Source organism: Agromyces sp. NPDC056523 (assembly GCF_042794545.1).
Lineage (GTDB): Bacteria > Actinomycetota > Actinomycetes > Actinomycetales > Microbacteriaceae > Agromyces.
Map to the genome: position 1 here is coordinate 420,808 of NZ_JBHTTM010000002.1, position 23,887 is coordinate 444,694.

The 23,887-nt window shown below is 70.6% G+C and carries 20 protein-coding genes; 7 read left to right on the plus strand and 13 right to left on the minus strand.

Annotated features, from left to right (window positions below):
- Nucleotides 1-48 precede the first annotated feature (48 nt).
- From ndk to ACFQ58_RS08960, 5 genes are all read right to left on the minus strand, one after another.
- Nucleotides 49-471 (minus strand): nucleoside-diphosphate kinase, encoded by a 423-nt coding sequence (gene ndk, locus ACFQ58_RS08940; RefSeq protein WP_376950721.1) that lies wholly within the window; start codon nt 469-471, stop codon nt 49-51.
- On the minus strand, nt 468-926 hold the full coding sequence (locus ACFQ58_RS08945; protein WP_376950722.1) for a DUF4233 domain-containing protein: 459 nt from the start codon (nt 924-926) through the stop codon (nt 468-470). The genes ndk and ACFQ58_RS08945 overlap by 4 nt, the downstream gene beginning before the upstream one ends.
- Nucleotides 923-2,299, minus strand: a complete 1,377-nt coding sequence (locus tag ACFQ58_RS08950; protein WP_376950723.1) for a bifunctional folylpolyglutamate synthase/dihydrofolate synthase — start codon at nt 2,297-2,299, stop codon at nt 923-925. The genes ACFQ58_RS08945 and ACFQ58_RS08950 overlap by 4 nt, the downstream gene beginning before the upstream one ends.
- Nucleotides 2,296-5,634, minus strand: a complete 3,339-nt coding sequence (gene ileS, locus ACFQ58_RS08955) for an isoleucine--tRNA ligase (RefSeq protein WP_376950724.1) — start codon at nt 5,632-5,634, stop codon at nt 2,296-2,298. Before ileS ends, ACFQ58_RS08950 begins: the two co-directional genes overlap by 4 nt.
- 236 nt (nt 5,635-5,870) lie before the next feature.
- The gene (locus ACFQ58_RS08960; RefSeq protein WP_376950725.1) at nt 5,871-6,221 is read right to left on the minus strand and encodes a GntR family transcriptional regulator; all 351 of its coding nucleotides are present in this window, start codon (nt 6,219-6,221) and stop codon (nt 5,871-5,873) included.
- A 104-nt stretch (nt 6,222-6,325) separates the two neighbouring features.
- On the opposite strand from ACFQ58_RS08960, the gene ACFQ58_RS08965 reads away from it, so the two are divergent.
- The 4 genes from ACFQ58_RS08965 to ACFQ58_RS08980 all read left to right on the plus strand — a co-directional run bounded on the left by ACFQ58_RS08965 (nt 6,326) and on the right by ACFQ58_RS08980 (nt 11,102).
- The gene (locus ACFQ58_RS08965; protein ID WP_376950726.1) at nt 6,326-7,669 is read left to right on the plus strand and encodes an MFS transporter; all 1,344 of its coding nucleotides are present in this window, start codon (nt 6,326-6,328) and stop codon (nt 7,667-7,669) included.
- A gap of 165 nt (nt 7,670-7,834) precedes the next feature.
- Nucleotides 7,835-10,429: a valine--tRNA ligase gene (valS, locus tag ACFQ58_RS08970; RefSeq protein WP_376950727.1), complete on the plus strand. Its 2,595-nt coding sequence runs from the start codon at nt 7,835-7,837 to the stop codon at nt 10,427-10,429.
- Nucleotides 10,426-10,872, plus strand: coding sequence for a GNAT family N-acetyltransferase (locus tag ACFQ58_RS08975; protein WP_376950728.1), 447 nt, complete (start codon nt 10,426-10,428; stop codon nt 10,870-10,872). The genes valS and ACFQ58_RS08975 overlap by 4 nt, the downstream gene beginning before the upstream one ends.
- Nucleotides 10,872-11,102, plus strand: coding sequence for a hypothetical protein (locus ACFQ58_RS08980; protein ID WP_376950730.1), 231 nt, complete (start codon nt 10,872-10,874; stop codon nt 11,100-11,102). The genes ACFQ58_RS08975 and ACFQ58_RS08980 overlap by 1 nt, the downstream gene beginning before the upstream one ends.
- A 10-nt stretch (nt 11,103-11,112) precedes the next feature.
- On the opposite strand, the gene ACFQ58_RS08985 is transcribed toward ACFQ58_RS08980, so the two are convergent.
- The 6 genes from ACFQ58_RS08985 to sufB form a co-directional block, all read right to left on the minus strand.
- Nucleotides 11,113-11,937, minus strand: coding sequence for a class I SAM-dependent methyltransferase (locus ACFQ58_RS08985; protein WP_376950731.1), 825 nt, complete (start codon nt 11,935-11,937; stop codon nt 11,113-11,115).
- A 4-nt stretch (nt 11,938-11,941) separates the two neighbouring features.
- Nucleotides 11,942-12,271, minus strand: coding sequence for a metal-sulfur cluster assembly factor (locus ACFQ58_RS08990; RefSeq protein ID WP_092669939.1), 330 nt, complete (start codon nt 12,269-12,271; stop codon nt 11,942-11,944).
- A 19-nt stretch (nt 12,272-12,290) separates the two neighbouring features.
- Nucleotides 12,291-13,058, minus strand: a complete 768-nt coding sequence (gene sufC, locus ACFQ58_RS08995) for a Fe-S cluster assembly ATPase SufC (RefSeq protein WP_376950732.1) — start codon at nt 13,056-13,058, stop codon at nt 12,291-12,293.
- A gap of 64 nt (nt 13,059-13,122) precedes the next feature.
- On the minus strand, nt 13,123-13,449 hold the full coding sequence (locus tag ACFQ58_RS09000) for a non-heme iron oxygenase ferredoxin subunit (RefSeq protein WP_376950733.1): 327 nt from the start codon (nt 13,447-13,449) through the stop codon (nt 13,123-13,125).
- Nucleotide 13,450: 1 nt separating this feature from the next.
- Nucleotides 13,451-14,632 carry a Fe-S cluster assembly protein SufD gene (gene sufD, locus ACFQ58_RS09005; RefSeq protein ID WP_376950734.1) on the minus strand — a complete coding sequence of 394 codons (1,182 nt, stop codon included), beginning with the start codon at nt 14,630-14,632 and terminating at the stop codon, nt 13,451-13,453.
- Nucleotides 14,633-14,634: 2 nt separating this feature from the next.
- Nucleotides 14,635-16,053, minus strand: coding sequence for a Fe-S cluster assembly protein SufB (gene sufB, locus ACFQ58_RS09010; RefSeq protein WP_376950735.1), 1,419 nt, complete (start codon nt 16,051-16,053; stop codon nt 14,635-14,637).
- Between the two features lie 250 nt (nt 16,054-16,303).
- On the opposite strand from sufB, the gene ACFQ58_RS09015 reads away from it, so the two are divergent.
- Nucleotides 16,304-17,242 (plus strand): heme A synthase, encoded by a 939-nt coding sequence (locus ACFQ58_RS09015; RefSeq protein ID WP_376950736.1) that lies wholly within the window; start codon nt 16,304-16,306, stop codon nt 17,240-17,242.
- Nucleotides 17,243-17,254: 12 nt separating this feature from the next.
- Here the strand turns inward: ACFQ58_RS09015 and ACFQ58_RS09020 are convergent, their stop codons facing one another.
- Nucleotides 17,255-20,158 carry an AAA family ATPase gene (locus ACFQ58_RS09020; RefSeq protein WP_376950737.1) on the minus strand — a complete coding sequence of 968 codons (2,904 nt, stop codon included), beginning with the start codon at nt 20,156-20,158 and terminating at the stop codon, nt 17,255-17,257.
- 143 nt (nt 20,159-20,301) lie between these two features.
- Here ACFQ58_RS09020 and ACFQ58_RS09025 point away from each other — a divergent pair, with 143 nt between their 5' ends.
- On the plus strand, nt 20,302-20,544 hold the full coding sequence (locus tag ACFQ58_RS09025; RefSeq protein ID WP_376950738.1) for a hypothetical protein: 243 nt from the start codon (nt 20,302-20,304) through the stop codon (nt 20,542-20,544).
- A 10-nt stretch (nt 20,545-20,554) separates the two neighbouring features.
- Here ACFQ58_RS09025 and ACFQ58_RS09030 read toward each other — a convergent pair whose 3' ends face one another.
- The gene (locus ACFQ58_RS09030) at nt 20,555-21,475 is read right to left on the minus strand and encodes a heme o synthase (RefSeq protein ID WP_376950739.1); all 921 of its coding nucleotides are present in this window, start codon (nt 21,473-21,475) and stop codon (nt 20,555-20,557) included.
- Nucleotides 21,476-21,787: 312 nt separating this feature from the next.
- On the opposite strand from ACFQ58_RS09030, the gene tkt reads away from it, so the two are divergent.
- Nucleotides 21,788-23,884 carry a transketolase gene (gene tkt / locus ACFQ58_RS09035; protein ID WP_376950740.1) on the plus strand — a complete coding sequence of 699 codons (2,097 nt, stop codon included), beginning with the start codon at nt 21,788-21,790 and terminating at the stop codon, nt 23,882-23,884.
- Nucleotides 23,885-23,887 lie beyond the last annotated feature (3 nt).

The following is a 23,887-nucleotide window of genomic DNA, read 5'->3' on the forward strand; positions in this document are numbered from 1 at the left end:
GCCGGGCGGGGCATCCGGGTCGGCCGGATGCCTCCGCCCGCGGATCGCTCAGGCGAACCAGAGCGCGAGCTCGCGCTCGGCCGACTCGACCGAGTCGGAGCCGTGCACGAGGTTCTGCTGCACCTTGAGTCCCCAGTCGCGGCCGAAGTCGCCGCGGATGGTGCCGGGCGCGGCCGTGGTCGGGTCGGTCGTGCCGGCGAGCACGCGGAACCCCTCGATCACGCGGTTCCCGGCGACGCGCATCGCGACCGACGGCCCGGACTGCATGAACTCGAGGAGCGGCTCGTAGAACGGCTTGCCCTCGTGCTCGGCATAGTGGTGCGCCAGCAGCTCGCGGTCGGCCTGGACCATCCGGAGGTCGACGAGCGAGTAGCCCTTGGCCTCGATGCGGCGGAGGATCTCGCCGGTGAGGTTGCGGGCGACGCCGTCGGGCTTGATCAGGACGAGGGTCTCCTCGATGGCGGTGGTCATGCCGGTTCCTTTCCTGGTTCGGTTCCCGGTGCGGCCTCCGCCGCCCGGGCGCGGTCGATGCGCGCGCCGACGATCATGCAGTAGGCCCACATGCCGCCGAAGATCGCGCCGACGAGGTACATCGCGGGGTTGAGCAGCCCGGCCGCGAGGATGAGCACCTGCAGCGCCCAGCCGAGCACGTAGGCCCATTCGAAGCGCAGGAGCGTGATGGTCACGAGCGCGAGCAGGATGAGCACGCCGCCCGCGGCCAGGGGCACCCAGCTTGGCAACCCGAACGGGCCGCCGTCCTCGCGCGACAACCCCCAGATCACGAGCGCGGCGAGGAAGATGATGAGGAGCTCGAAGGTCAGCACGATCGAGGCGAGGGTGCGGCGGAGCGGGCGGGCCGGCCGTGTCGTCGGCTCGACGGCAGCGTCGGGCGCGCCCTCGGGCGCGTCCGGTGCCGTGCCGGTCATCGGGTGCCCCACTCTCGGTCCTCGGCGATGGCGATGGCGTCGCCGACGAGCGTGATCGACCCCGTCACGACGACGCCGCGCTTCTCGCCGCGGGTCGCCCAGTCGCGGGCCTCGTCGAGGGCGTCGTCCAGGCGATCGGCCACGTCCACGCGGTCGGCGCCCACGAGGGCGGCGACGGATGGCGCGAGCTCAGCTGCCGGGACGGCCCGGTCGGACTCCGACTGCGTGACCAGGAAGCGGGCTCCACCCGGCTCCAGCGCACGGACGATGCCGGCCGCGTCCTTGTCGGCGAGCACGCCGAACACGAACAGCACCTCGTCGAAGTCGAAGTACTCGCCGAGCGCCTCGACGAGGGCCGCGGCGCCGTGCGGGTTGTGCGCGGCGTCGACGAGCACGGTGGGCTCGGTCGAGATCGGGTGCAGGCGGCCGGGCGAGGTCACAGTGCCGAGGCCCTCTTCGAGGATGTCGTCGGCGAGGCGCACGGCCCCGCCGCCGAGGAACGACTCGACCGCCGCGACGGCGACGGCCGCGTTCTCGGCCTGGTGGCGCCCGTAGAGCGGCAGCGCGAGATCGCGATACTCCCCCGCGAGTCCTCGGATGCCGACGAGCTGGCCGCCGACCGCGACGCGGGAGTCGAGCACGGCGAAGCCGCCGCCCTCGATCGCGACCGTCGCGTCGTTCGTCGCAGCGACCTCGTGCAGCACCTCGAGCGCCTCGGGCGCCTGGAACGCGGTGACCACCGCGGCGCCGGGCTTGATGATGCCGGCCTTGGTCCGGGCGATCTCGGCGACCGTGCGACCGAGGCGCGACTCGTGGTCGAGGGAGATGGGCGTGAAGACGGCGACCTGGCCGTGGGCGACGTTCGTGGAGTCCCATTCGCCGCCCATGCCGACCTCGAGCACGACCACGTCGACGGGCGCGTCGGCGAAGGCCGCGAACGCGAGCACCGTGAGCGCCTCGAAGAACGTCAGTGGTTCCTCGCCGCGATCGGTGAGCTCGGCGTCGACGAGTCCGATGAACGGCTCGATCTCGCCCCAGATCCGGGCGACGGCCTCGTCGGTGATCGGCGCGCCGTCGATGCGGATCCGCTCGGTGAAGCGAACGAGGTGCGGGCTCGTGAGCAGGCCCGTGCGCAGTCCCTCCGCGCGGAGGATGCTCTCGATCATCCGGCTCGTCGACGTCTTGCCGTTCGTGCCGGTGAGGTGGATGACGGGCGCCGCGCGATGCGGGTCGCCGAGGAGTTCGACGGCGCGCCGGGTCGCGTCGAGTCGCGGCTGCGGTGCGGCCTCGCCGACGCGGGCGAGCAACGCCGCGTACACGCCGTCGGCCGCGTCGCGCTCCTCGGGCGTCGCCTCGGGGATGGCGTCGGTCACGGGACGGTCACCTCCGAGGTCTCGGAGGCCTTCGCCAGGGACACCAGCAGCGCCGATCCGTCGCCGACCGCACGAGCGCCGTCGCCGCCGACGTCGCCGGCGGCGATGCGCAGGTCGGTCGCGAGCGTCTCGCGCGCGATCAGGTCGCGGTGCGCCTCGGCCGCGGCGGCACCCGCGGCGTCGAGCGTGAGCTCGAGCCGGATGCGGTCGCCGACCTCGAGGCCGGCGGCCTTGCGCGACTCCTGCACCGCGCGGACGACGTCGCGAGCGAGGCCTTCGGCCTCGAGCTCAGGCGTCGTGGCGGTGTCGAGGATGGCGAAGCCGCCGTCCGCGAGCAGCCCGAGCGCGCTGCCGCCTTCGCCGGCGCCACCGGCCTCGAGCACCAGCTCGTACTCGTTCGGCTCGAGCGCGATCCCGCCCGCCACGACGGTGTCGCCGTCGAGCGACCAGTCGCCCGAACGCGCCGCCTGGATGGCCTGCTGCACCTGCTTGCCGAGGCGCGGTCCGGCGGCGCGCGCGTTCACCGTGAGCCGCTTGGTCACGCCGTAGGCGGCGGCGCTCGACTCGTCGAGCGCGACCAGGTCGACGCGCTTCACGTTGAGCTCGTCGCGCAGGATCGCCTCGAACGGCGCGAGCGCCGCGGCATCCCCCGTCACCACCGTGAGCGACGCGAGCGGCAGCCGCACCCGGCGGCCGGCCTGCTTGCGGAGCGCGAGCACCGTGCCGGTCACCTCGCGCACGCCGTCCATCGCGGCCACCAGCTGGGGATCGGCCGGGAACTCGTCGGCCACGGGCCAGTCCTCGAGATGCACGCTGCGCCCGCCCGTGAGGCCGCGCCACACCTGCTCGGTCACGAGCGGCAGCATGGGAGCGGCGAGCCGCGTGAGCGTCTCGAGCACGGTGTACAGGGTGTCGAACGCCTCGGCGCCCACGCCATCGGCCTCGACGCCCTGCCAGAACCGGTCGCGCGACCGGCGCACGTACCAGTTCGTGAGCACGTCGGCGAAGTCGCGCAGCTTCTGGGCAGCGAGCGGCGAGTCGAAGTCCTCGAGGTCGGCCGTCACGGCCTTGACGAGGTCGCGCAGCTTCGCGAGCAGGTACCGGTCGAGGACGTCGGTCGAGTCGGTGCGGCGGGATGCCTCGTAGCCGCCCTCGCGCGCCGTGTTGGCGTAGAGCGAGAAGAAGTACCACGTGCTCCAGAGCGGCAGCATCAGCTGCCGCACGCCCTCGCGGATGCCCTCCTCGGTCACGACGAGGTTGCCGCCGCGGAGCACCGAGCTCGACATGAGGAACCAGCGCATCGCGTCGGAGCCGTCGCGGTCGAACACCTCGTTGACGTCGGGGTAGTTGCGCAGCGACTTCGACATCTTCTGCCCGTCGTTGCCCAGCACGATGCCGTGGCTGACGACGTTCTCGAAGGCCGGCCGGTCGAACAGGGCTGTCGAGAGCACGTGCAGCGTGTAGAACCATCCGCGGGTCTGCCCGATGTACTCGACGATGAAGTCGGCCGGATGGTGCGTGTCGAACCAGTCGCGGTTCTCGAACGGGTAGTGCACCTGCGCGAACGGCATCGAGCCCGAGTCGAACCACACGTCGAGCACGTCGGGGATGCGGCGCATCGTGGACTTCCCGGTCGGGTCGTCGGGGTTCGGGCGCGTGAGCTCGTCGATGAACGGGCGGTGCAGGTCGGGCTCGCCGTGCTGGTTGACCGGCAGGCGGCCGAAGTCGCGCTCGAGTTCCTCGAGCGAGCCGTAGACGTCGATGCGGGGGTGCGCGGGGTCGTCGGACTTCCACACCGGGATCGGCGAGCCCCAGTAGCGGTTGCGGCTGATCGACCAGTCACGCGCCCCCGAGAGCCACTTGCCGAACTGGCCGTCCTTGACGTTGGCGGGCACCCACTCGACGTCCTGGTTGAGCTCCTCCATGCGGTCGCGGAACTCGGGCACGCGCACGAACCAGCTCGACACCGCCCGGTAGATGAGCGGGTTGCGGCAGCGCCAGCAGTGCGGGTAGGAGTGCTCGTAGCTCGCGTGGCGCAGCAGTCGGCCCTCGGCGCGGAGCAGGCGGATGAGCGGCGTGTTCGCGTCGCTCCACAGCTGCCCCGCGACATCCGTCACGTCGGGGAGGAATCGACCGCCGTCGTCGAGCGAGAGCCACACCGGGATGCCGGCGGCCTCGCACGCCTTCTGGTCCTCCTCGCCGTAGGCGGGGGCCTGGTGCACGATGCCGGTGCCGTCCTCGGTCGTGACGTAGTCGGCGACGAGCACCGTCCACGCGTTCTGCAGGCCCCAGCGCTCGACGTCGGCGTAGTAGTCGAACAGCCGGTCGTACGTGACGCCCTCGAGCTCGGCGCCGCGAACGGTGCGGGCCACCGCCGCGCGCGCCGCTTCAGGAGAGTCGTAGCCGAGCTCCTTGGCGTAGCCGCCCACGAGATCGAGCGCGATGAGGTACTCGGCGCCGAGCACCTCGGTGTCGGATGGCGCGTCGCCGGCGCGCTCGCGCAGGACGGTCGCGTCGGGGGTGCCGTTCGGGCCCGCGGGCACGACGGCGTACTCGATGTCGGGTCCGACCGCGAGCGCCGCGTTCGTCGGGAGCGTCCACGGCGTCGTCGTCCAGGCGAGCGCGCGCACGGCGGTGAGCCCGAGCGACTCGGCCTTCGCGCCCGTGAAGGGGAAGGTCACGGTGACCGACGGGTCCTGGCGCATCTTGTAGACGTCGTCGTCCATGCGCAGCTCGTGGTTCGACAGCGGCGTCTGGTCGCGCCAGCAGTACGGCAGCACGCGGTGGCCCTCGTACGCGAGGCCCTTGTCGTGCAGCTGCTTGAACGCCCAGACCACCGACTCCATGAACGTGACGTCGAGCGTCTTGTAGTCGTCCTCGAAGTCGACCCAGCGGGCCTGGCGCGTGACGTACTCCTCCCACTCCTCGGTGTAGCGGAGGACGGCGTCGCGCGCGGCCTGGTTGAAGGCCGCGATGCCCATGCGCTCGATCTCGCTCTTGTCGATGATGCCGAGCTGGCGCTCGGCCTCGAGCTCGGCCGGCAGCCCATGGGTGTCCCAGCCGAACCGGCGGTGCACCTGGTGCCCGCGCATGGTCTGGAAGCGCGGGAAGAGGTCCTTCGCGTACCCGGTGAGGAGGTGGCCGTAGTGCGGCAGGCCGTTGGCGAACGGCGGGCCGTCGTAGAAGACCCACTCGCGTGCGCCCTCGCGCTGGTCGATGGACGCCTGGAACGTCCCGTCGGCCTTCCAGTGCGCGAGCACGGCCTGCTCGATCGCCGGGAAGGACGGCGACGGCGTGACGGACGACTGCTCGGGGTCCTGGCCCTTGGGGTACAACGCTCGCTCCTGCTGGATTCGCCGGTTCCACGAGGACGGTGCGCCCGTCGAGCGCCACCGCGGTACCACCCCGCTTGCCCCGGCAATGCCGGAGCCTCTCGTTCCTCAGCTGTGACGGGCTGGTCCCGTCCGGTTCTAGTGACGAGCCGAATGCCGCAGCATCCGTCACGCGTTCTTCCGGAGACTCCCCGGTGATGGCCGGATCGCAGTCGTTGGGTCCCAGCGTACCGGACGGCTCAGCGGTACGCCTCGCGGATGAGCGAGATCAGCGCGTTGGCGTCGACGCCGTTCAACCGCGCCTCGTCGACGAGGTCGTGGATGGCGCCGGCCAGCGCGGTGTGGTGCCCGAGCCGCTTGGCGACCGTCGCGCCGCGGCCGGGGTGCAGCTCGATCAGTCCCTCGTCGCGGAGCACCCGATAGGCCCGGAGCACGGTGTGGACGTTGACCTGGAGCACCGATGCGAGCTCGCGCGCGGCGGGGAGGCGCTCGCCGTAGCCGATGCGTCCATCGACGATCGACGCACGGAGCGACGAGGCGAGCTGCTCGAACAGCGGCCCCGGGATGGTGTGGTCGAGTCGGATGCGCACGGTGCGACACTACGTCGCGTGCACGACCGCTTCAAGCACTCGTGCTAGTGCGAATAGCGCAATTGCCTTGTCGCGCCATCCGCTCGCTGTCAGGATGGTCAGCCGTGACCACTGCAGTCCCCTCCACTGAACCCCTCCCTCCGAGCTCCTCCCCTGTGCGACGCGTCGCCTGGGCGTCGATGGTCGGCACCTCGCTCGAGTCGTTCGACTTCTACGTCTTCGCGTACTTCAGCGCCTACTTCATCGGCCCGCTGTTCTTCGACCCGCTCGGCGAATTCGGCGGCACGCTCGCGGCGTTCGCCACGATCGGCGTCGCGTTCGTCGTGCGACCGATCGGTGCGGCGATCTTCGGCCACCTCGGCGACCGCATCGGCCGGCGAGCGACCCTCCTCTGGACGGTCGGCGTCATGGGCGTCGCCACGGGCCTCATCGGCCTCCTGCCGACGTACGCGCAGGCCGGATGGCTCGGCGCCGTGCTGCTCGTGCTGCTCCGAGTCGCGCAGGGCCTGTCGCTCGGCGGCGAGTGGGGCGGTTCGATCCTGCTCGCGACCGAGCACGCGAGCCCCGTCAAGCGCGCGTTCTACGCCGCGGTGCCGCAGCTCGGCTCCCCCGTGGGCTCCATCCTGTCGGCCGTCGTGTTCATCGTGATGACGCTCGTCCTGCCGGCCGACCAGCTGGCCGAGTGGGGCTGGCGCATCCCGTTCCTGCTCGCGTTCCCGCTCCTGCTCGTCTCGCTCTGGCTGCGGCTCTCGATCGACGAGACGCCCGTGTTCAAGGCGGTCGTCTCGGAGCAGCGCCGCGACCGCGTGCCCTTCGCCACCATGTTCCGCGCGCAGCCCGTCGCGCTGCTCGTCGCGTTCGGCGCGGCGCTGCTCGGCATCGGCTCGTACTCGCTCATGAACACGTACACGGTCAACTACGGCGTGACGACCCTCGGCTTCAGCTTCCAGGACCTCCTCGTGGCGACCACGATCGGCGGCCTGCTGCAGCTGGTCACGATCCCGCTGTTCGGCTGGTGGGCCACGCGCGTCGGTTCGGCGCGCGTCGTCGCCTACGGCGCGCTCGGCACGCTGCTCATCACGTTCCCCATGTACTGGCTGCTGCAGTTCGCGAGCTTCCCGGTGCTGGTCGGCACGATGATCGTGGGCGGCATCCTGCCGACCATGTCGTGGGCGGCGCTCGGCGGGCTCATGAACGACCTGTTCGCCGACCACTACCGGTACTCGGCGCTGTCGGTCGCGTACGCCGTCGCAGCCGCGATCTCGGGATTCATCCCGCTCGTCACGCTGTGGCTCGGCGGGCTGACCGGGTTCGCCTGGTGGCACCCCGGCGTCGTGCTCGCCCTGCTGTCGGCCATCACGCTGGTGTCCGCGTGGGCGGCAGCGCGCATGCGCCACGCGCCGATCGCGGAAGACGGCCGCGAGGTGGCCGAGCCGGTCGCCGCATAGACGGTCGACGGATGCCGCGGCGCGCGGCCGCGGCATCCGCCACGTCTCGGCAACGCGCACCGTTCGGGCCGGTCACGGCATGGATGCGCCGACTCCGGTAGGCTTGAGCGTCCACATTCAGGCACCCCCATGGACTCGGTGCCGCATATACCGAACCGGAGCATCATGACCGACACCGCGCGCATTCCCGACAAGCCCGCTCTCGAGGGCCTCGAGTCGAAGTGGGGCGGCGTCTGGGAATCCGAGGGCACCTACCGGTTCGAGCGCGAGGGCGCGACGCGAGAGGCGATCTACTCGATCGACACTCCCCCGCCCACCGCATCGGGGTCGCTGCACATCGGCCACGTGTTCTCGTTCACGCACACCGACCTCGTCGCCCGCTTCCAGCGCATGCGCGGCAAGTCGGTCTTCTACCCGATGGGATGGGACGACAACGGCCTGCCCACCGAGCGTCGCGTGCAGAACTACTACGGCGTCCGCTGCGACCCGTCGCTGCCGTACGTGCCCGGCTTCACGCCGCCGCACGAGGGCACCGAGGGCAAGACGATCAAGCCGGCCGACCAGGTGCCCATCAGCCGCCGCAACTTCATCGAGCTGTGCGAGCGGCTGACGGCCGAAGACGAGCAGCAGTTCGAGGAGCTCTTCCGTCAGCTGGGCCTGTCGGTCGATTGGACGCAGACCTACCGCACGATCGCCGACGAGGCACTGTTCACCTCGCAGCTCGCGTTCATCCGCAACGTCGCGCGCGGTGAGGCCTACCAGGCGCTCGCGCCGACGCTGTGGGACGTCACGTTCCGCACCGCGGTCGCGCAGGCCGAGCTCGAGGACCGCGAGCAAGCGGGCCACTACCACCGCGTGGCGTTCCACCGCCCCGACGGCGGCCAGGTCGAGATCGAGACCAGCCGGCCCGAGCTCATCCCCGCGTGCGTCGCGCTCGTGGCGCACCCCGACGACGAGCGCTACCAGCCGCTGTTCGGCACGACCGTGACGACGCCGGTGTTCGGCGTCGAGGTGCCCGTGGTCGCGCACCACCTCGCCCAGAAGGACAAGGGCACCGGCATCGCCATGATCTGCACGTTCGGCGACGTCACCGACGTCGTCTGGTGGCGCGAGCTCGACCTGCCCAACCGCGCGATCATCGGCTTCGACGGTCGCATCATCGCCGAGGCGCCCGAGGCGATCTCCTCCGACGCCGGGCGCGAGGCCTACGCGAAGCTCGCCGGCAAGACCGCGTTCTCGGCCAAGCAGGCCGTGGTCGAGCTGCTGCGCGAGTCGGGCGACCTGCTCGCCGACCCCAAGGCGATCACGCACCCCGTGAAGTTCTACGAGAAGGGCGACCGCCCGCTCGAGATCGTCTCGACGCGGCAGTGGTACATCGTGAACGGCGCACGCGACGAGTCGCTTCGCGACCGCCTCGTGGGCCGCGGCCGCGAGATCGACTGGCACCCCGACTTCATGCGCGTGCGCTACGAGAACTGGGTGGGCGGGCTGTCGGGCGACTGGCTCATCTCGCGGCAGCGCTTCTTCGGCGTGCCGATCCCGGTCTGGTACCCGATCGACGCCGCAGGCGACCCGGTGTTCGACCAGCCCATCATCGCCACCCGCGAGATGCTGCCGGTCGACCCGTCCTCCACCCCCGCCCCCGGATTCGACGAGTCGCAGCGTGATCAGCCCAACGGGTTCACCGGCGAGCACGACATCATGGACACGTGGGCGACGTCGTCGCTCACGCCGCAGCTCGCGGCCGGCTGGGAGCGCGACCCCGAGCTGTTCGAGCTCCTGTTCCCGTACTCGCTGCGCCCGCAGGGCCAGGACATCATCCGCACCTGGCTGTTCTCGACCGTGCTCCGCGCAGAGCTCGAGCACGGCGCCGCACCGTGGGGCAACGCCGCGATCTCGGGCTTCATCGTCGACCCCGACCGCAAGAAGATGTCGAAGTCCAAGGGCAACGTCGTCACGCCCGCCGGGCTGCTCGAGCAGCACGGCTCCGACGCGGTGCGCTACTGGGCGGCCTCGTCGCGCCTCGGCACCGACGCGGCCTTCGACCCGCAGAATCCCACGCAGGTCAAGATCGGCCGGCGCCTCGCGATCAAGGTGCTGAACGCCGCGAAGTTCATCCTCGGCTTCGAGGGCCGGTCGGATGCCGCGGTCACCGTGCCGATCGACCGGAGCATGCTCGCCGGACTCGCGACGGTCGTCGAGCAGGCCACGCGGGCTCTCGACGGATACGATCACGCCCGCGCGCTCGAGGTGACCGAGACGTTCTTCTGGACGTTCTGCGACGACTACCTCGAGCTCGTGAAGGAGCGCGCCTACGGCGAGCCGAGCGAGGAGCAGGCGTCGGCGGTCGCCGCGCTGAAGACCGCGCTCAGCGTGCTGCTGCGCCTGTTCGCGCCCGTGATCCCGTTCGCAGCCGAGGAGGCGTGGCGCTGGTCGCACGACGGCTCGGTGCACCAGGCCTCGTGGCCGACGGGCGACGAGCTCGCCGCGCGCGGCGACGCGGGCGTCGAGCTGCTCGAGCTGGCGAGCCTCGCGCTCACCGGCATCCGTCGCGCCAAGACCGATGCGAAGGCGTCGCAGAAGACTCCCGTCGCCCGCGCGGTCATCGCCGCACCCGATGCGGCGACGGCGCTGCTCGCGCATGTCGAGTCCGACCTGCGCGCCGTCGGGCGGATCCGCGTGCTCGAGTTCGACGCATCCGACGAGCTCGAGGTCCGCGACGTCGAGCTGGAGACCCCCGCCGAGGAGGCACGCGCATGAGCGTCACCGTCCGCGACATCGCCGAGAACGACTTCTTCGGCTGGCTGCCCCTCTTCGATGCCTACTGCGCCGGGCGCGGTGCCCCCCTCGACGACACGAAGGCACTCATCGTGTGGAGCTGGATCCAGGAGCCGCGGAACCCGCTGCGCGCCGCCCTCGCGGTCGACGACGAGGGCACACCGGTCGGGCTCGTCCAGTTCCACGCCGAGTCGCGCACCTTCGATGCGAGCACCGGCGTCGTGGTCGACGACCTTTACGTCGGCGACGCCCACCGCGGCAACGGGGTCGGCCGCCAGCTCCTCGAGCTGGTGCGCGCGCAGGCCTCCGAGCTCCACGCGTCGCGCATCACGTGGACGAACGATCCGGGCGACGCGGAGTCGCTCCGCCTCTCCGACGAGCTCGGGCGGCGCAGCGCCGCGATCGGCTTCGAGCTGGACGTCTGATGCGGCTCGGCACGCGCTGGTCCTTCGGCGATGAACCGCCGGCCTCGGTGCCGGCCGACCTGCGACCGCTCATCACGGCGGCCGAAGCGCGCGCCGCCGAGGGTGCCGGGCACCACTGGACGCTGACCTGGCTCGAGGGTCGGCCGATCGCCGAACTCGACGACGGGACGGTCGTGACGACCGGGCCCGTGGACACCGGGGCGGCGCCGGCCACCGACGACGACTGGTGAGTCGACGCGCTCAGGCTCGCGCGATGATCTCCCCGTGCGGCATGAGCAGCCAGCCCTCGGGATCGGCGGCCCACGTCCGCCACGCCTCCGCGACGGCCTCGAGCTCGGAGACCGAGGCGTGACCCGACTCGATCGCGTGCGCCGCGAACTGGGACTTCGTCGCCCGGTCCGACCAGGCGCCGCCCCACCACTCGCGGTCGCGGTCGGATGAGAACACCCAGACCGAGCCCGTGGCGTCGACCTCCTCGAACCCCGCCGCGAGGGCCCAGCGCTTGAGCAGGCGGCCCGCCAGCGCCTCTCCGCCGTTCCATCGGTAGATGTCGCGATTCAGCTGCAACCAGCGGGCGAGCCCGGCGGACTCGGGACTCCAGATCACGCCGCCGTAGTCGGCGTCGCGCGCGGCCAGCACGCCGCCCGGCGCGAGGACCCGTCGGATCTCTCGCATGGCGTCGACCGGTCGGCCGAGGTGCTGCATCACCTGATGTGCGTGCACGACGTCGAAGCTGTCGTCGTCGAAGTCGAGCGCGTACGCGTCGCCGACGCGGAACTCGACGTTCGTCACGCCCTGGCTCGCGGCCAGGCCCGCGGCTCGTTCCACGATCTCGGCCGACGCGTCGATGCCCACGACGGATCCGGGACGGACGCGGCGTGCCAGATCGATGGAGATCGTGCCCGGTCCGCTCCCGACGTCGAGGACCCGCAGGCCGTCGCGAAGGTGCGGGATCAGGTACGCCGCCGAGTTGTCGACCGTGCGCCACTCGTGCACGCGGATGACGCTTTCGTGGTGGCCGTGCGTGTAGCCCTCGCGCGAAGCGGGAGCCGGCGCGCCGTCCATGGGATCAGATCGCGAAGCCGAGTGCGCGCATCATGTCGCGCCCGTCGTCGGTGATCCGCTCGGGACCCCACGGCGGCATCCACACCCAGTTGATGCGGAATCGCTCGACGGTCCCGTCGAGCGCCTCGGCGGTCTGCTCCTCGATCACGTCGGTGAGCGGGCACCCCGCACTCGTGAGCGTCATGTTGATCACGAGCGCATCGTGCTCGTCATCCCAGTTGAGGTCGTAGATGAGCCCGAGGTCGACGATGTTCACGCCCAGTTCGGGGTCGACGACGTCTTTCAGCGCCTCGCTGATCTCGTCGAATCGCTCGGGAGCGAGTGAGGTGACCATGTCTGGAGTCTACCCGCGCCTACTGGATGGCCGACTCGGCCACGTTGTAGCGGTCGTAGCCCTCTTCCTCGAGGCGCTCGGCGAGCTCGGGGCCGCCCTGCTCGGCGATCTTGCCCGCCACGAAGACGTGCACGAAGTCGGGCTTGATGTAGCGAAGGATCCGCGTGTAGTGCGTGATCAGCAGGATGCCGACGTCGGTGTTCGCGTGGGCGCGGTTCACGCCCTCGGAGACGATCCTGAGCGCGTCGACGTCGAGGCCGGAGTCGGTCTCGTCGAGCACCGCGAACTTCGGCTTGAGCAGCTCGAGCTGGAGGATCTCGTTGCGCTTCTTCTCGCCACCGGAGAAGCCCTCGTTGACGTTGCGCTCGGCGAAGGCCGGGTCCATCTTGAGGTTGTTCATCGACTCCCGGACGTCCTTCACCCAGCCGCGGATGGAGGGCGCCTGGCCGTCGATGGCGGTCTTCGCGGTGCGGAGGAAGTTGGTCACCGTGACGCCGGGGATCTCGACGGGGTACTGCATGGCGAGGAAGAGTCCCGCCCGTGCGCGCGCGTCGACCGTCATCTCGAGGACGTTCTCGCCGTCGAAGAGGATCTCGCCCTCGACGACCGTGTACTTCGGGTGGCCAGCGATCGTGTACGCCAGGGTGGACTTGCCGGAGCCGTTCGGCCCCATGATGGCGTGGATCTCGCCCTCGTTGATGGTCAGGTCGACGCCGCGGAGGATCTCGCGGGTGCCCTGGTCGGTCTCGACGTTGACGTGCAGGTTCTTGATCTCGAGTACGGACATGGTGATTCGGTGGTCTCTTTCGTTGCGGGCCGCGCGGCGGCCGGAGGTCATGGGAAGTCGGGGATCAGACGGCGAGCTTCACCGCGGGGTCGATGACGACGCCCCCGTCGGTGATGTCGACCTTGAAGACGGGTACGGGCTCGTAGGCCGGCAGCGTGAGGGGCTTGCCCGTGATGAGGGAGAATTTCGAACCGTGGGCCCAGCACTCGAGCGTGTCGTCCTCGACGAATCCCTCGGAGAGGGAGATGTCGCCGTGCGTGCACGTGTCGCCGATCGCGAAGATCTCGCCCGCGGCATCCTTCACCACGGCGATGGGAACGCCGTCGATGACGAACCGCTGTGCCTCGTTCACGGCGAGGTCGTCGACCCCGCACACGCGCGTGCCTGCCACGTCAGCTCCCCTGGAGTTCGGCTTCGAGCGCCGCCATCAAGCGCTCCTCGAGTGCGGCGTCGCCGATCTGCTGCACGACCTCGGCGAGGAATCCGCGCACGACGAGGCGCCGGGCCTCGTCTTCGGGGATGCCGCGGGCCTGGAGGTAGAACAGCTGCTCGTCGTCGAAGCGACCGGTCGCGGACGCGTGACCCGCGCCCTCGATGTCGCCTGTCTCGATCTCGAGGTTCGGGACGGAGTCCGCGCGGGTGCCGTCGGTCAGCACGAGGTTGCGGTTCTGCTCGTAGCTGTCGGTGCCGGTCGCCGCGTTGCCGATGAGGACGTCGCCGACCCAGACGCTCCGCGCACCCTCGCCCTGCAGTGCACCCTTGTAGGTGACGCGCGAGCGGGTGTGCGGCGCGTCGTGGTGCACGAACACCTGCTGCTCGAGGTGCTGGCCGGCGTCGGAGAAGTACAGGCCGAGGGCCTCGACGTCACCGCCCTGCTCGGCGAGGTGCGTCGACGGGTTGACCCGCACGACCCTGCCGCCGAGCGAGACGACGATGTGCTTGAGCTTGGCGTCGCGCGCGATCCGCGAGAAGTGGCTCGCGAGGTGGACCGAGTCGTCGGTCCACTCCTGCAGGGAGACGACCGTCAGGTTCGCCCCCTCGCCCACCACGACCTCGACGTTCTCGGCCAGGCGGGCGTCACCGGTTCCGCGCAGGACGACGAGCGCGCGGCTGTTCGGCGCCGCCTCGATCACGGTGTGCGCGCCGCGGGGAGCTGCGCCGAGCCCCGAACGCGTCACGGTGACCGTCTTCGCCTCCTCGCCGGAGATCGCGACGAGGAGCGCCTCGCCGAAGCTCGACCAGGCGTTCGCCGACGCGCGGTCCTCGGGAGTGCCGGCACGGCCGATGCGGGCGTCGTCGCGCGGGATCCACGAGAGCGACACCCCCGCGACATCCGTCGACTCGACCTCGGGTCGAGCGCCGTCGAGCTCACCCGAGGTGAGGTCGGCGAACGCCGCGACCGGCGAGTACTTCCACTCGTGCTCGCGGCCCGTGACCGGGGCGAACTCCGAGACATCCGTCGACCGGAATCGCTCGGACCGCGTCTGCACGGGCACGACGGCGCCGTCGGAATGGGGTCGGAAGCCGTGCTGCTCGGAAGTGGGCATGGCGGTGCTCTGCATAGTGTCGGTCATTCCTAGCCGACCGATCCTTCCATGCCCATCTCGATGAGCTTGTTGAGTTCCATCGCGTATTCCATGGGCAGCTCGCGCGCGATCGGCTCGATGAAGCCGCGCACGATCATGGCCATCGCCTCGTCTTCGGGGATGCCGCGCGCCATGAGGTAGAAGAGCTGCTCCTCGCTGACCTTCGACACCGTGGCCTCGTGGCCGAGCTGCACGTCGTCGACGCGGATGTCGATGGCGGGGTACGTGTCGGAGCGCGAGATCGTGTCGACGAGCAGCGCGTCGCAGCGCACGGTGTTCGCGGAGTGGTGGGCGTTCGCGTCGACGCGCACCTCGCCGCGGTAGCCTGCGCGGCCACCCCCGCGGGCGATCGACTTCGAGACGATCGACGACTGCGTGTACGGCGCCATGTGGATCATCTTGGCGCCGGCGTCCTGGTGCTGCCCCGGGCCTGCGAAGGCGACCGAGAGCGTCTCTCCCTTGGCGTGCTCGCCCATGAGGAAGATCGACGGGTACTTCATCGTCACCTTGGAGCCGATGTTGCCGTCGACCCACTCCATCGTGGCGCCCTCGTGGGCGACCGCGCGCTTGGTGACGAGGTTGTAGACGTTGTTCGACCAGTTCTGGATCGTGGTGTAGCGAACGCGCGCGTTCTTCTTCACGATGATCTCGACGACGGCCGAGTGCAGCGAGTCGGACTTGTAGATCGGGGCCGTGCAGCCCTCGATGTAGTGCACGTAGGAGTCCTCGTCGGCGATGATGAGGGTGCGCTCGAACTGGCCCATGTTCTCGGTGTTGATCCGGAAGTAGGCCTGCAGCGGGATCTCGACGTGCACGCCCTTCGGCACGTAGACGAACGAGCCGCCCGACCACACCGCGGTGTTCAGCGCCGCGAACTTGTTGTCGCCCGCGGGGATCACCGTGCCGAAGTACTCCTCGAAGATCTCGGGGTGCTCCTTCAGCGCCGTGTCGGTGTCGAGGAAGATGACGCCCTGCTCCTCGAGGTCCTCGCGGATCTGGTGGTAGACGACCTCGGACTCGTACTGGGCGGCGACACCGGCGACGAGACGCTGGCGCTCGGCCTCGGGGATGCCGAGCCGCTCGTACGTGTTCCGGATGTCCTCGGGCAGGTCCTCCCAGGTCTGGGCCTGCTTCTCGGTGGAACGGACGAAGTACTTGATGTTGGCGAAGTCGATGTCCGACAGGTCGGCGCCCCAGCTCGGCATGGGCTTGCGGTCGAACAGCTGGAGTGCGCGGAGCCGACGCTGCAGCATCCACTCCGGCTCGTCCTTGAGCCGAGAGATGTCGGCCACCACCTCGGGCGACAGGCCGCGGCGAGCGGATGCCCCGGCAGCGTCGGAGTCGGCCCAGCCGAACTCGTACGTGCCGAGCCCTTCCAGCTCGGGGCGGTCGATCAGTACGTCCGTCATGTTCTCCCTCTTCTCCTCCCGCTCACCGGATATGAGTCCGGCCCACCCCTGCCGCCCGGTCGAGGCGCCGGTACGGTCGTGGAGTGATGTGCGGGTGGCGTCGTCGCGAACCTACAATGGCTGTGCCCCGGTGGCGCGCCATGGCGCGCGCGTCGGGCTGTGCCAACCCATCAAGTCTATAGGGTCCGAGGTCCCGGAGTCCTGACTCCCAGAACCCTCCCACCGCGACCCGGATCAGGATTCCACGAGCGTGAACCGCGTGACCGCCTGGCTGCCCGACCGCATCGATCGCCGCGTGCGGGTCGTGGCGTGGCTGTCGTTCCTCGCCCAGACGACCATCATCGCCACGGGCGGAGCCGTTCGGCTCACCGGCTCGGGCCTCGGCTGCCCGACCTGGCCGACCTGCACGGCCGATTCGCTCGTGCCGACGCAGGAGCTCAGCTACCACTCGCTCATCGAGTTCGGCAACCGCCTCATGACGGGCGTCGTCGGCATCGTCGCGCTGCTCCTCGTGGTGTTCGTGTGGCGTCTCCGCCGCGAGCGGCGCGACCTGTTCGCACTCGCGCTCACCGTCCTCCTCGGCGTCGTCGCGCAGGCGGTGGTGGGCGGGATCACGGTCTGGACGGGCCTCAACCCGTTCATCGTGGGCTTCCACTACGTGGCCTCGCTCCTGCTCGTGTGCGTGACCGCCGCGTTCCTCGTTCGCATGCACGCGGTGCCCGGTCCTCGCGAGCGAGCCGTGCCCGGATGGTACGCGGGCCTCGCCCATGCGACCACGGGCGTGCTCGCCCTCACGATCGTGTTCGGCATCCTGACCACGGGCGCCGGCCCGCACTCGGGCGACGCGGCGGCCGGACGCAACGGCTTCGCCGCCGAACTGCTCGAGCACGTGCACGCCTGGCCGGGGTATGCCCTGCTCGTGCTGACGATCGTGCTCGCGGTGGCCGCGTGGCGCCTGGAGCTGCCCACACTGCGCTGGTCGCTCGTCCTCCTGGGCGTCGAGCTCCTGCAGATCGCCGTCGGCCTCTACCAGGCGCGCAACGGCCTGCCGCCGCTCGCCGTCGGCGTGCACATGGTGCTCGCGGCCCTCACGGCGGCCGCGATGACCGTGCTCGTGCTGAAGCTCAAGCGTCCGGTCGCGACGGATGCCGCGGCGAGCGACGCCACGGTCGCGGCATCCGCCCGCTGACCGACGGGGGCGTCAGCCCTCGACGTCTCCGTCCGAGGTGACGCGGTGCACCAGCCGCGCCAGCTCGACGCGGTTGGACGCGCCGGTCTTGGCGAGCAGGTGCGAGACGTGCGTGCTCACGGTCTTGTCGCTGATCATGAGCGATCGGGCGATCTCCGAGTAGGTCCGGCCCACGGCGAGCAGCGCGAGCACCTCCCGTTCGCGTGCCGTCAGCCCGGGCATCGGGCCGGTCGAATTCGCGCTGTTCCGCGTCGGTTCCTCGACCGGCACCCTGGCCCGGCGCGCGAGATCGAGCAGCTCCGCCTCGACCGGATGCATTCCCAAGGCGCGTGCACGGGCCAGCCCGCTGCGCAGCATCTCGGCGCCGACCTGGCGGTTCCGGTCCCTGCCGAGCAGTGACTCGGCCGCCCGGGCGCGAGCGTAGGCCTCCTCCCAGGCGAACCCGCAGGCCTCGAGCCCGTCGACCGCGTCGAGCCACGCCGAGGACTCGGCGGGATCGGCCCGGGCACGCAACCGCTCGGCCAGGTAGAGCGCCTCGAGCGCGTCGAGCTGTCCCCGGTAGATCGGAGTCACCTCGCCGACATCCTTCAGGACGTGCGGGAACCGGCGCTCGAGTCGGTCGAGCTCGGCCACAGGCTCGACTGCGGACGAACCGTGGTCACGCGCGCGTTGCGCGAGGTCGGCCAAGGCGCGCCCGGCGAGCGGCATGAGCCACTCGCACATCGTCGGGAGGCTGCCGGGCGCGGTGGCCCCCTTCATCGCGGCGTCGAAGGCACCACGGGAGTCGCCCGAACCCAGGCGCACCTCGGCGCAGACCGCGTCGTATTCGAGCGCGTGGAAGGCCGACCCGTCGATCATCAGCTCGTCGACCCGCAGCAGGTGACTCTCGGCCTCGTCCTGCCGGCCCTGGCGCGTGGCGAGCAGCGCCCCCGCCAGCCGTGCGTGGACATCACCGAACGGTCCGGGATCGGAACCCAGCGCCACCCGCAATGCCGCCTGGGCTTCGTGCCAGCGGCCGATCATGACCCAGTTCGATGCCTCGATCGCGGACAACCACGCGGCGTAGGCGTGCGGTCCATCCTCGGCTTCGAGCTCGAGTCGACCATCCCGCATGGCTTCGGCCGTGCCCGCCGTGCCCCAGTCCACGGTCGCGTTGGACTCCCAGAGCAGTGCATGCACGTAAGCGAACCAGTCGCGGGACTCCCGGCCGGCGCGGACCGCTTCGTGCGCGATCTCGCGCACGGTCGACGAAGCGTCGCGGAAGACCGCTTCCATCACCAGGGCAGACAGCGCGTGCGAGAGCGCGCGGAGGTCCCCAGCGGCCCGGGCGATCTCGACGGCGCGCCCTGCATGCTCCGCGGCACCGTCCACTCCGGCCCAGAGCTCCGCGTGCGCGAGCTCGGCCAGGGCCAATGCGTACACGGAGTCGGATGGATCCGCTGCAGCGAGCCGCTCGGCCTCCTGCAGGTCGGACAACTCGATGAACGCCTGCCCGCTGAGGAATCGGAGGTGCACTCGCCGCACGACCAGCTCGGCCGCGACGAGCGGGTGCGCCTCGCGATCGGTCATCGCGAGCAGGGCCTCGACGGCGTCCAGCTCCTCTGCGACCGCGCCGACCTCCGCGGCGACCGCCCGGATGCGTCGGAAGATCGACTCGACCGGTTCGGCCGGGCCCGGGAGGTCGGCGCGGAGGTGCGCCGCCTGCCGGAGCAGGCGCAGCTGCTCCGAATGCCCGGACACGGCACCGGCCGTCTCAGCGGCCGCGAGCGCGGCGTCGAAGGCCTCGCGCTGCTGGCCGGCGCGATACCGGTGGTCGGCGAGCGCGATCGCGGAGCCCGACGAACGGGCGGTGCCGCTCGTGTTCGTGATGATGTCGTCCGCGAATCTCCGATGCCAGTCGCGACGCTCGTCCTCGCCGAGCGTCGCTTCGAGGACCTCGGCGTTCAACGGATGGTGGAACCAGAAGGAGTCGTCGGCGAGGCGATCGAGCGTGCCCGAGTCGACGGCTTCCAGGAGCGATGCTCGCACCTCCGACCCGTTCGCCGCGGTGTCCGCGATGCGCGCCAGTTCGTCGGCCCGCATGGCGCGTCCGCCGACGGCCAGCACCGACGCGAGCCTGCGCGTCGGCTGCGACAACCGGAACCACGACTGCAGGACGGCGGAGCTCAGGTCGGACGGGAGCGAGGCCGGGATGGCACGAGCCTCGGGCGTGAGGTCGGCGAGGAGCAGCCGGGTGAAGTACGGGTTGCCGCGACTCCGTGCGTACACCTCCTCGATGAGCGACTGGTGTGGAGAACCACCGAGAAGCGCCTCGATCTGCGCGGCGGTCGCGGCACGGTCGAGTGGCCCCAGCTCCAGCTCCGAGGTGCGAGGCAGGCGGCGGATGTCGGCGAGCCAGCGCTGCAGCGGATGCCCGAGACCCACCTCGCCCGCGCGCAGGGTCATCACGATCGCGAGGCGGCGGGAGGACGGCCCCGCGATGGCGTACATGAGGGTGTCGAGCGTGCTGCGGTCGGCCCACTGGACGTCGTCCACGGCGAGGACGACCGGGGTTCGTGCGGTCTGCTCGTCGAGCCAGGCGTCGAATCGCAGCGCGAACTCGCGTTCACCGCCGTCGACGGGAGCCTCCGGCGGGGCGACGAGATGCGGGTTCGCTCGCAGCGCGGAGCGGATGGGGAGGAACGGGATCGACATCGATGTCAAGGGAAGGCAGGTTCCGATCAGGGCCTCTCCTGCCCCTCGGTGATCGGCGCAGGCCCGCATGACGAGCGCGGTCTTGCCGACACCTGAATCGCCCGAGACGACGACCGTGTGCGCCTCCTCGGCCCAAGCACGGTCGAGGAGCTCCCCCAGGAGGCCGAGCTCCCGCTCACGGCCGACGAAGTCGGCCCCGGCGATCGCGGCCGAAACGACCACCGAACCAGTGTCGCATCCACCGCAGCGGGAATCAGGACTTTCGTCCGGGATCTCAGGGGGTGCGCCCGATCCGATCGCATCGCGGAGCGACGAGCCTCGAGCCATCGGCCATCCGCCGAACCATTCCGGGAAGGAACGACATCATGCGCACCACCACCACCGTGACCGCCGCGGCTCTCGTGGCGTCGGCCGCCGCGCTTCTCAGCGGCATCGCCGCCGCGCCGGCCGTCGCCATACCGGATCCCGGGCAGTGGCCCGCAGGGCACGTGCAGCTCGTCGACCACGACCGCTGCGAACTCCAGCGGGTCGGCACCCAGTTCGTGAAGTGCGACGATCTCACCGGTGCCGGCGTCGCCGCCCCGAGTTACATCCCCGAGCACCCGTGAAGTGCACGGATCAGAACGGCAGCAGCGGGTCGATCCCGACCGCGAGGAACAGCAGCGAGAGGTACACGATCGACCCGTGGAAGACGCGCATCGGCGAGACCTCGACGCCGCGGATGGCGAGGCTGTAGAGGCGGTGGCACTCGGCGATGAACCAGACGCCCGTGACGAGCGCCACGCTCGAGTAGAGCAACCCCATCCCGGCGACGGGGATCAGCAGCAGTGAGGCGGCGACCGTCGCGTAGGCGTACAGGATGACCTGCAGGCCCACCTGGGCGCGTCCGCGCACGACCGCGAGCATGGGCACCCCGGCGGCCGCGTAGTCATCCTTGTACTTCATGGACAGCGGCCAGTAGTGCGGCGGCGTCCAGAGGAAGATGATCAGGAACAGGATGAACGGCGCCCAGTCGAGGCTGCCGGTCACGGCCGCCCAGCCGATGAGCACGGGCATGCACCCGGCGACGCCGCCCCACACGATGTTCTGCGCGGTGCGGCGCTTGAGGATCAGGCTGTAGAAGACGACGTAGAGCAGGATGGCGACGAGCGAGAGCCCGGCAGCGACCCAATTGGCGAACACGCCGAGCCAGACGATCGAGGCGATGCCGAGGGCGTAGGCGAACACGAGCGCCTCGCGGTCGGTGAGTTCGCCCGTGACGAGCGGTCGGCCCTTCGTGCGCCGCATCACGCGGTCGATGTCGCGATCGATGTAGCAGTTGAAGGCCCCCGCGGACCCGGCGCTCATCGCGCCGCCGATGAGCGTGGCGATGAGCAGCCAGAGGTCGGGCAGCCCGTTCGACGCCAGGATCATGGTCGGCGCCGTCACGACGAGGAGGAGCTCGATGACCCGTGGCTTGGTGAGTGCGACGTAGGCGGCGACCTTGCGTCGCACGCTCATCGCTGGACGAGCTTCACGGGTGATGGGAGCGGCCTGCATCGATTCCTCTTCCGGGGCGCGCGCGAATGGCGGGCGTGCGCATCCCGTTCGATTCTAGGACATCGCGGCGCCCGATCCCGGCCTCTCCGGCGGCTCCGGCGCCCGAGTCGCGCCGCGTCAAGGCCCGTCACAGAGTGAGGACTACTCCATATACTGAACCCAGCGCGCCCGGCGGCGCGGATTCGACGTGCACCTCCACCTGCGCATGTCCGGATCGTTGCCGGGCTCCACCGCGCCGTCGCGTTTCCCGGCGGGTCGGGAGCCACCTGAGAGCTCCTCGACGCCCGTCACAACCGGAAGGAACAGCTACCCGTGGCACCTCTGCACTGGGACCCCATCGACGACCGCGCGGTCGACACGGCGCGCGTGCTCGCCGCCGACGCCGTGGAGAAGGTCGGCAACGGCCACCCCGGCACGGCGATGAGCCTCGCGCCCGCCGCCTACCTGCTCTACCAGAAGGTGATGCGCCGCGACCCGGCCGACCACCACTGGCTCGGGCGCGACCGGTTCATCCTGTCGGCCGGTCACAGCTCGCTCACCCAGTACGTCCAGCTCTACCTCGCGGGCGACGGGCTCGAGCTCGTCGACCTCGAGTCGCTCCGCACCTGGGGCTCCAAGACCCCCGGCCACCCCGAGTACGGCCACACCGACGGCGTCGAGATCACGACCGGCCCGCTCGGCCAGGGACTCGCGTCGGCAGTGGGCTTCGCCTACGCTGCGCGCTACGAGCGCGGCCTGTTCGACCCCGACACGGCCCCCGGCGAGAGCCCGTTCGACCACCACGTCTACGTCATCGCGAGCGACGGCGACCTCGAGGAGGGCGTCACCAGCGAGGCATCCTCCCTCGCCGGGCACCAGCAGCTCGGCAATCTCGTCGTCATCTACGACTCGAACCAGATCTCGATCGAGGATGACACCGACATCGCCTTCACCGAGGATGTCGCCAAGCGCTACGAGGCCTACGGCTGGCACGTGCAGACCGTCGACTGGAAGAAGACCGGCGAGTACGTCGAGGATGTCGCGGAGCTCGACGCCGCGATCGAGGCCGCCAAGGCCGAGACGGGCAAGCCCTCCATCATCGTGCTGAAGACGATCATCGGATGGCCCGCCCCGAACAAGCAGAACACGGGCAAGATCCACGGCTCGGCGCTCGGCGCCGACGAGCTGGCCGCGACGAAGGAGGTGCTGGGCTTCGACCCGGCGAAGCACTTCGTCGTCGCCGACGAGGTCATCGAGCACACGCGCGGCAATGCGCGCGACCGCGCCGCCGAGGCGAAGGCCGCCTGGCAGGAGTCGTTCGACGCCTGGGCGTCGGCGAACCCCGAGCGGAAGGCCCTGCTCGACCGCCTGGAGGCCGGCGAGCTCCCCGACGGACTCGAGGAGGCACTGCCCGTCTTCGAGGCCGGCAAGGACCTCTCGACGCGCGCCGCGTCGGGCAAGGTCATCAACGCGCTCGCCGCGCACCTGCCCGAGCTGTGGGGCGGTTCGGCCGACCTCGCCGAGTCGAACCTCACGACCATCAACGGGGCGGCGTCGTTCATCCCCGAGCAGTGGTCGACCCACGAATTCGGCGGCAACCCGTACGGCCGCGTGCTGCACTTCGGCATCCGCGAGCACGCTATGGGGTCGATCATCAACGGCATCGTGCTGCACGGTCCGACCCGCGCGTTCGGCGGCACGTTCCTGATCTTCAGCGACTACATGCGACCGGCCGTGCGCCTGGCCGCGCTCATGAGCATCCCGTCGGTCTTCGTGTGGACGCACGACTCGGTGGCGCTCGGCGAGGACGGTCCCACGCACCAGCCGATCGAGCAGCTGTCGGCGCTGCGCGCCATCCCGAACCTGTCGGTCGTCCGTCCGGGCGACGCGAACGAGACGTCCTACGCATGGCTCGAGATCCTCAAGCGCCGCGGTGGGCCCGCGGGCATCGCCCTGACCCGGCAGAACATCCCCGTGTTCGACCGCGGCGAGGGCGAGGCATCCGGTGACATCCTCGCGTCTGCGGCGAACGTCGCGAAGGGCGCATACGTCCTCGCCGAAGCCGCGTCCGGCGCTCCCGACGTCATCCTCATCGCGACCGGATCCGAGGTGCAGGTCGCACTCGCCGCGCGCGGCGAGCTCGCCTCCGAGGGCATCCAGGCGCGGGTCGTCTCGGCGCCGAGCCTCGAGTGGTTCGAGGAGCAGGACGCCGCGTACCGCGAGTCCGTGCTGCCGGCGTCGGTGACCGCGCGCGTGAGCGTCGAGGCGGGCCTCGCCCTCAGCTGGTACCGCTACCTCGGCACGCGCGGCCGCGCCGTGTCGATCGAGCACTTCGGCGCCTCCGCCGATTACAAGACGCTGTTCCGCGAGTTCGGGATCACGGCCGAGGCCGTCGTCGCCGCCGCGAAGGAATCGCTCGCCTCCGCGTGAGTC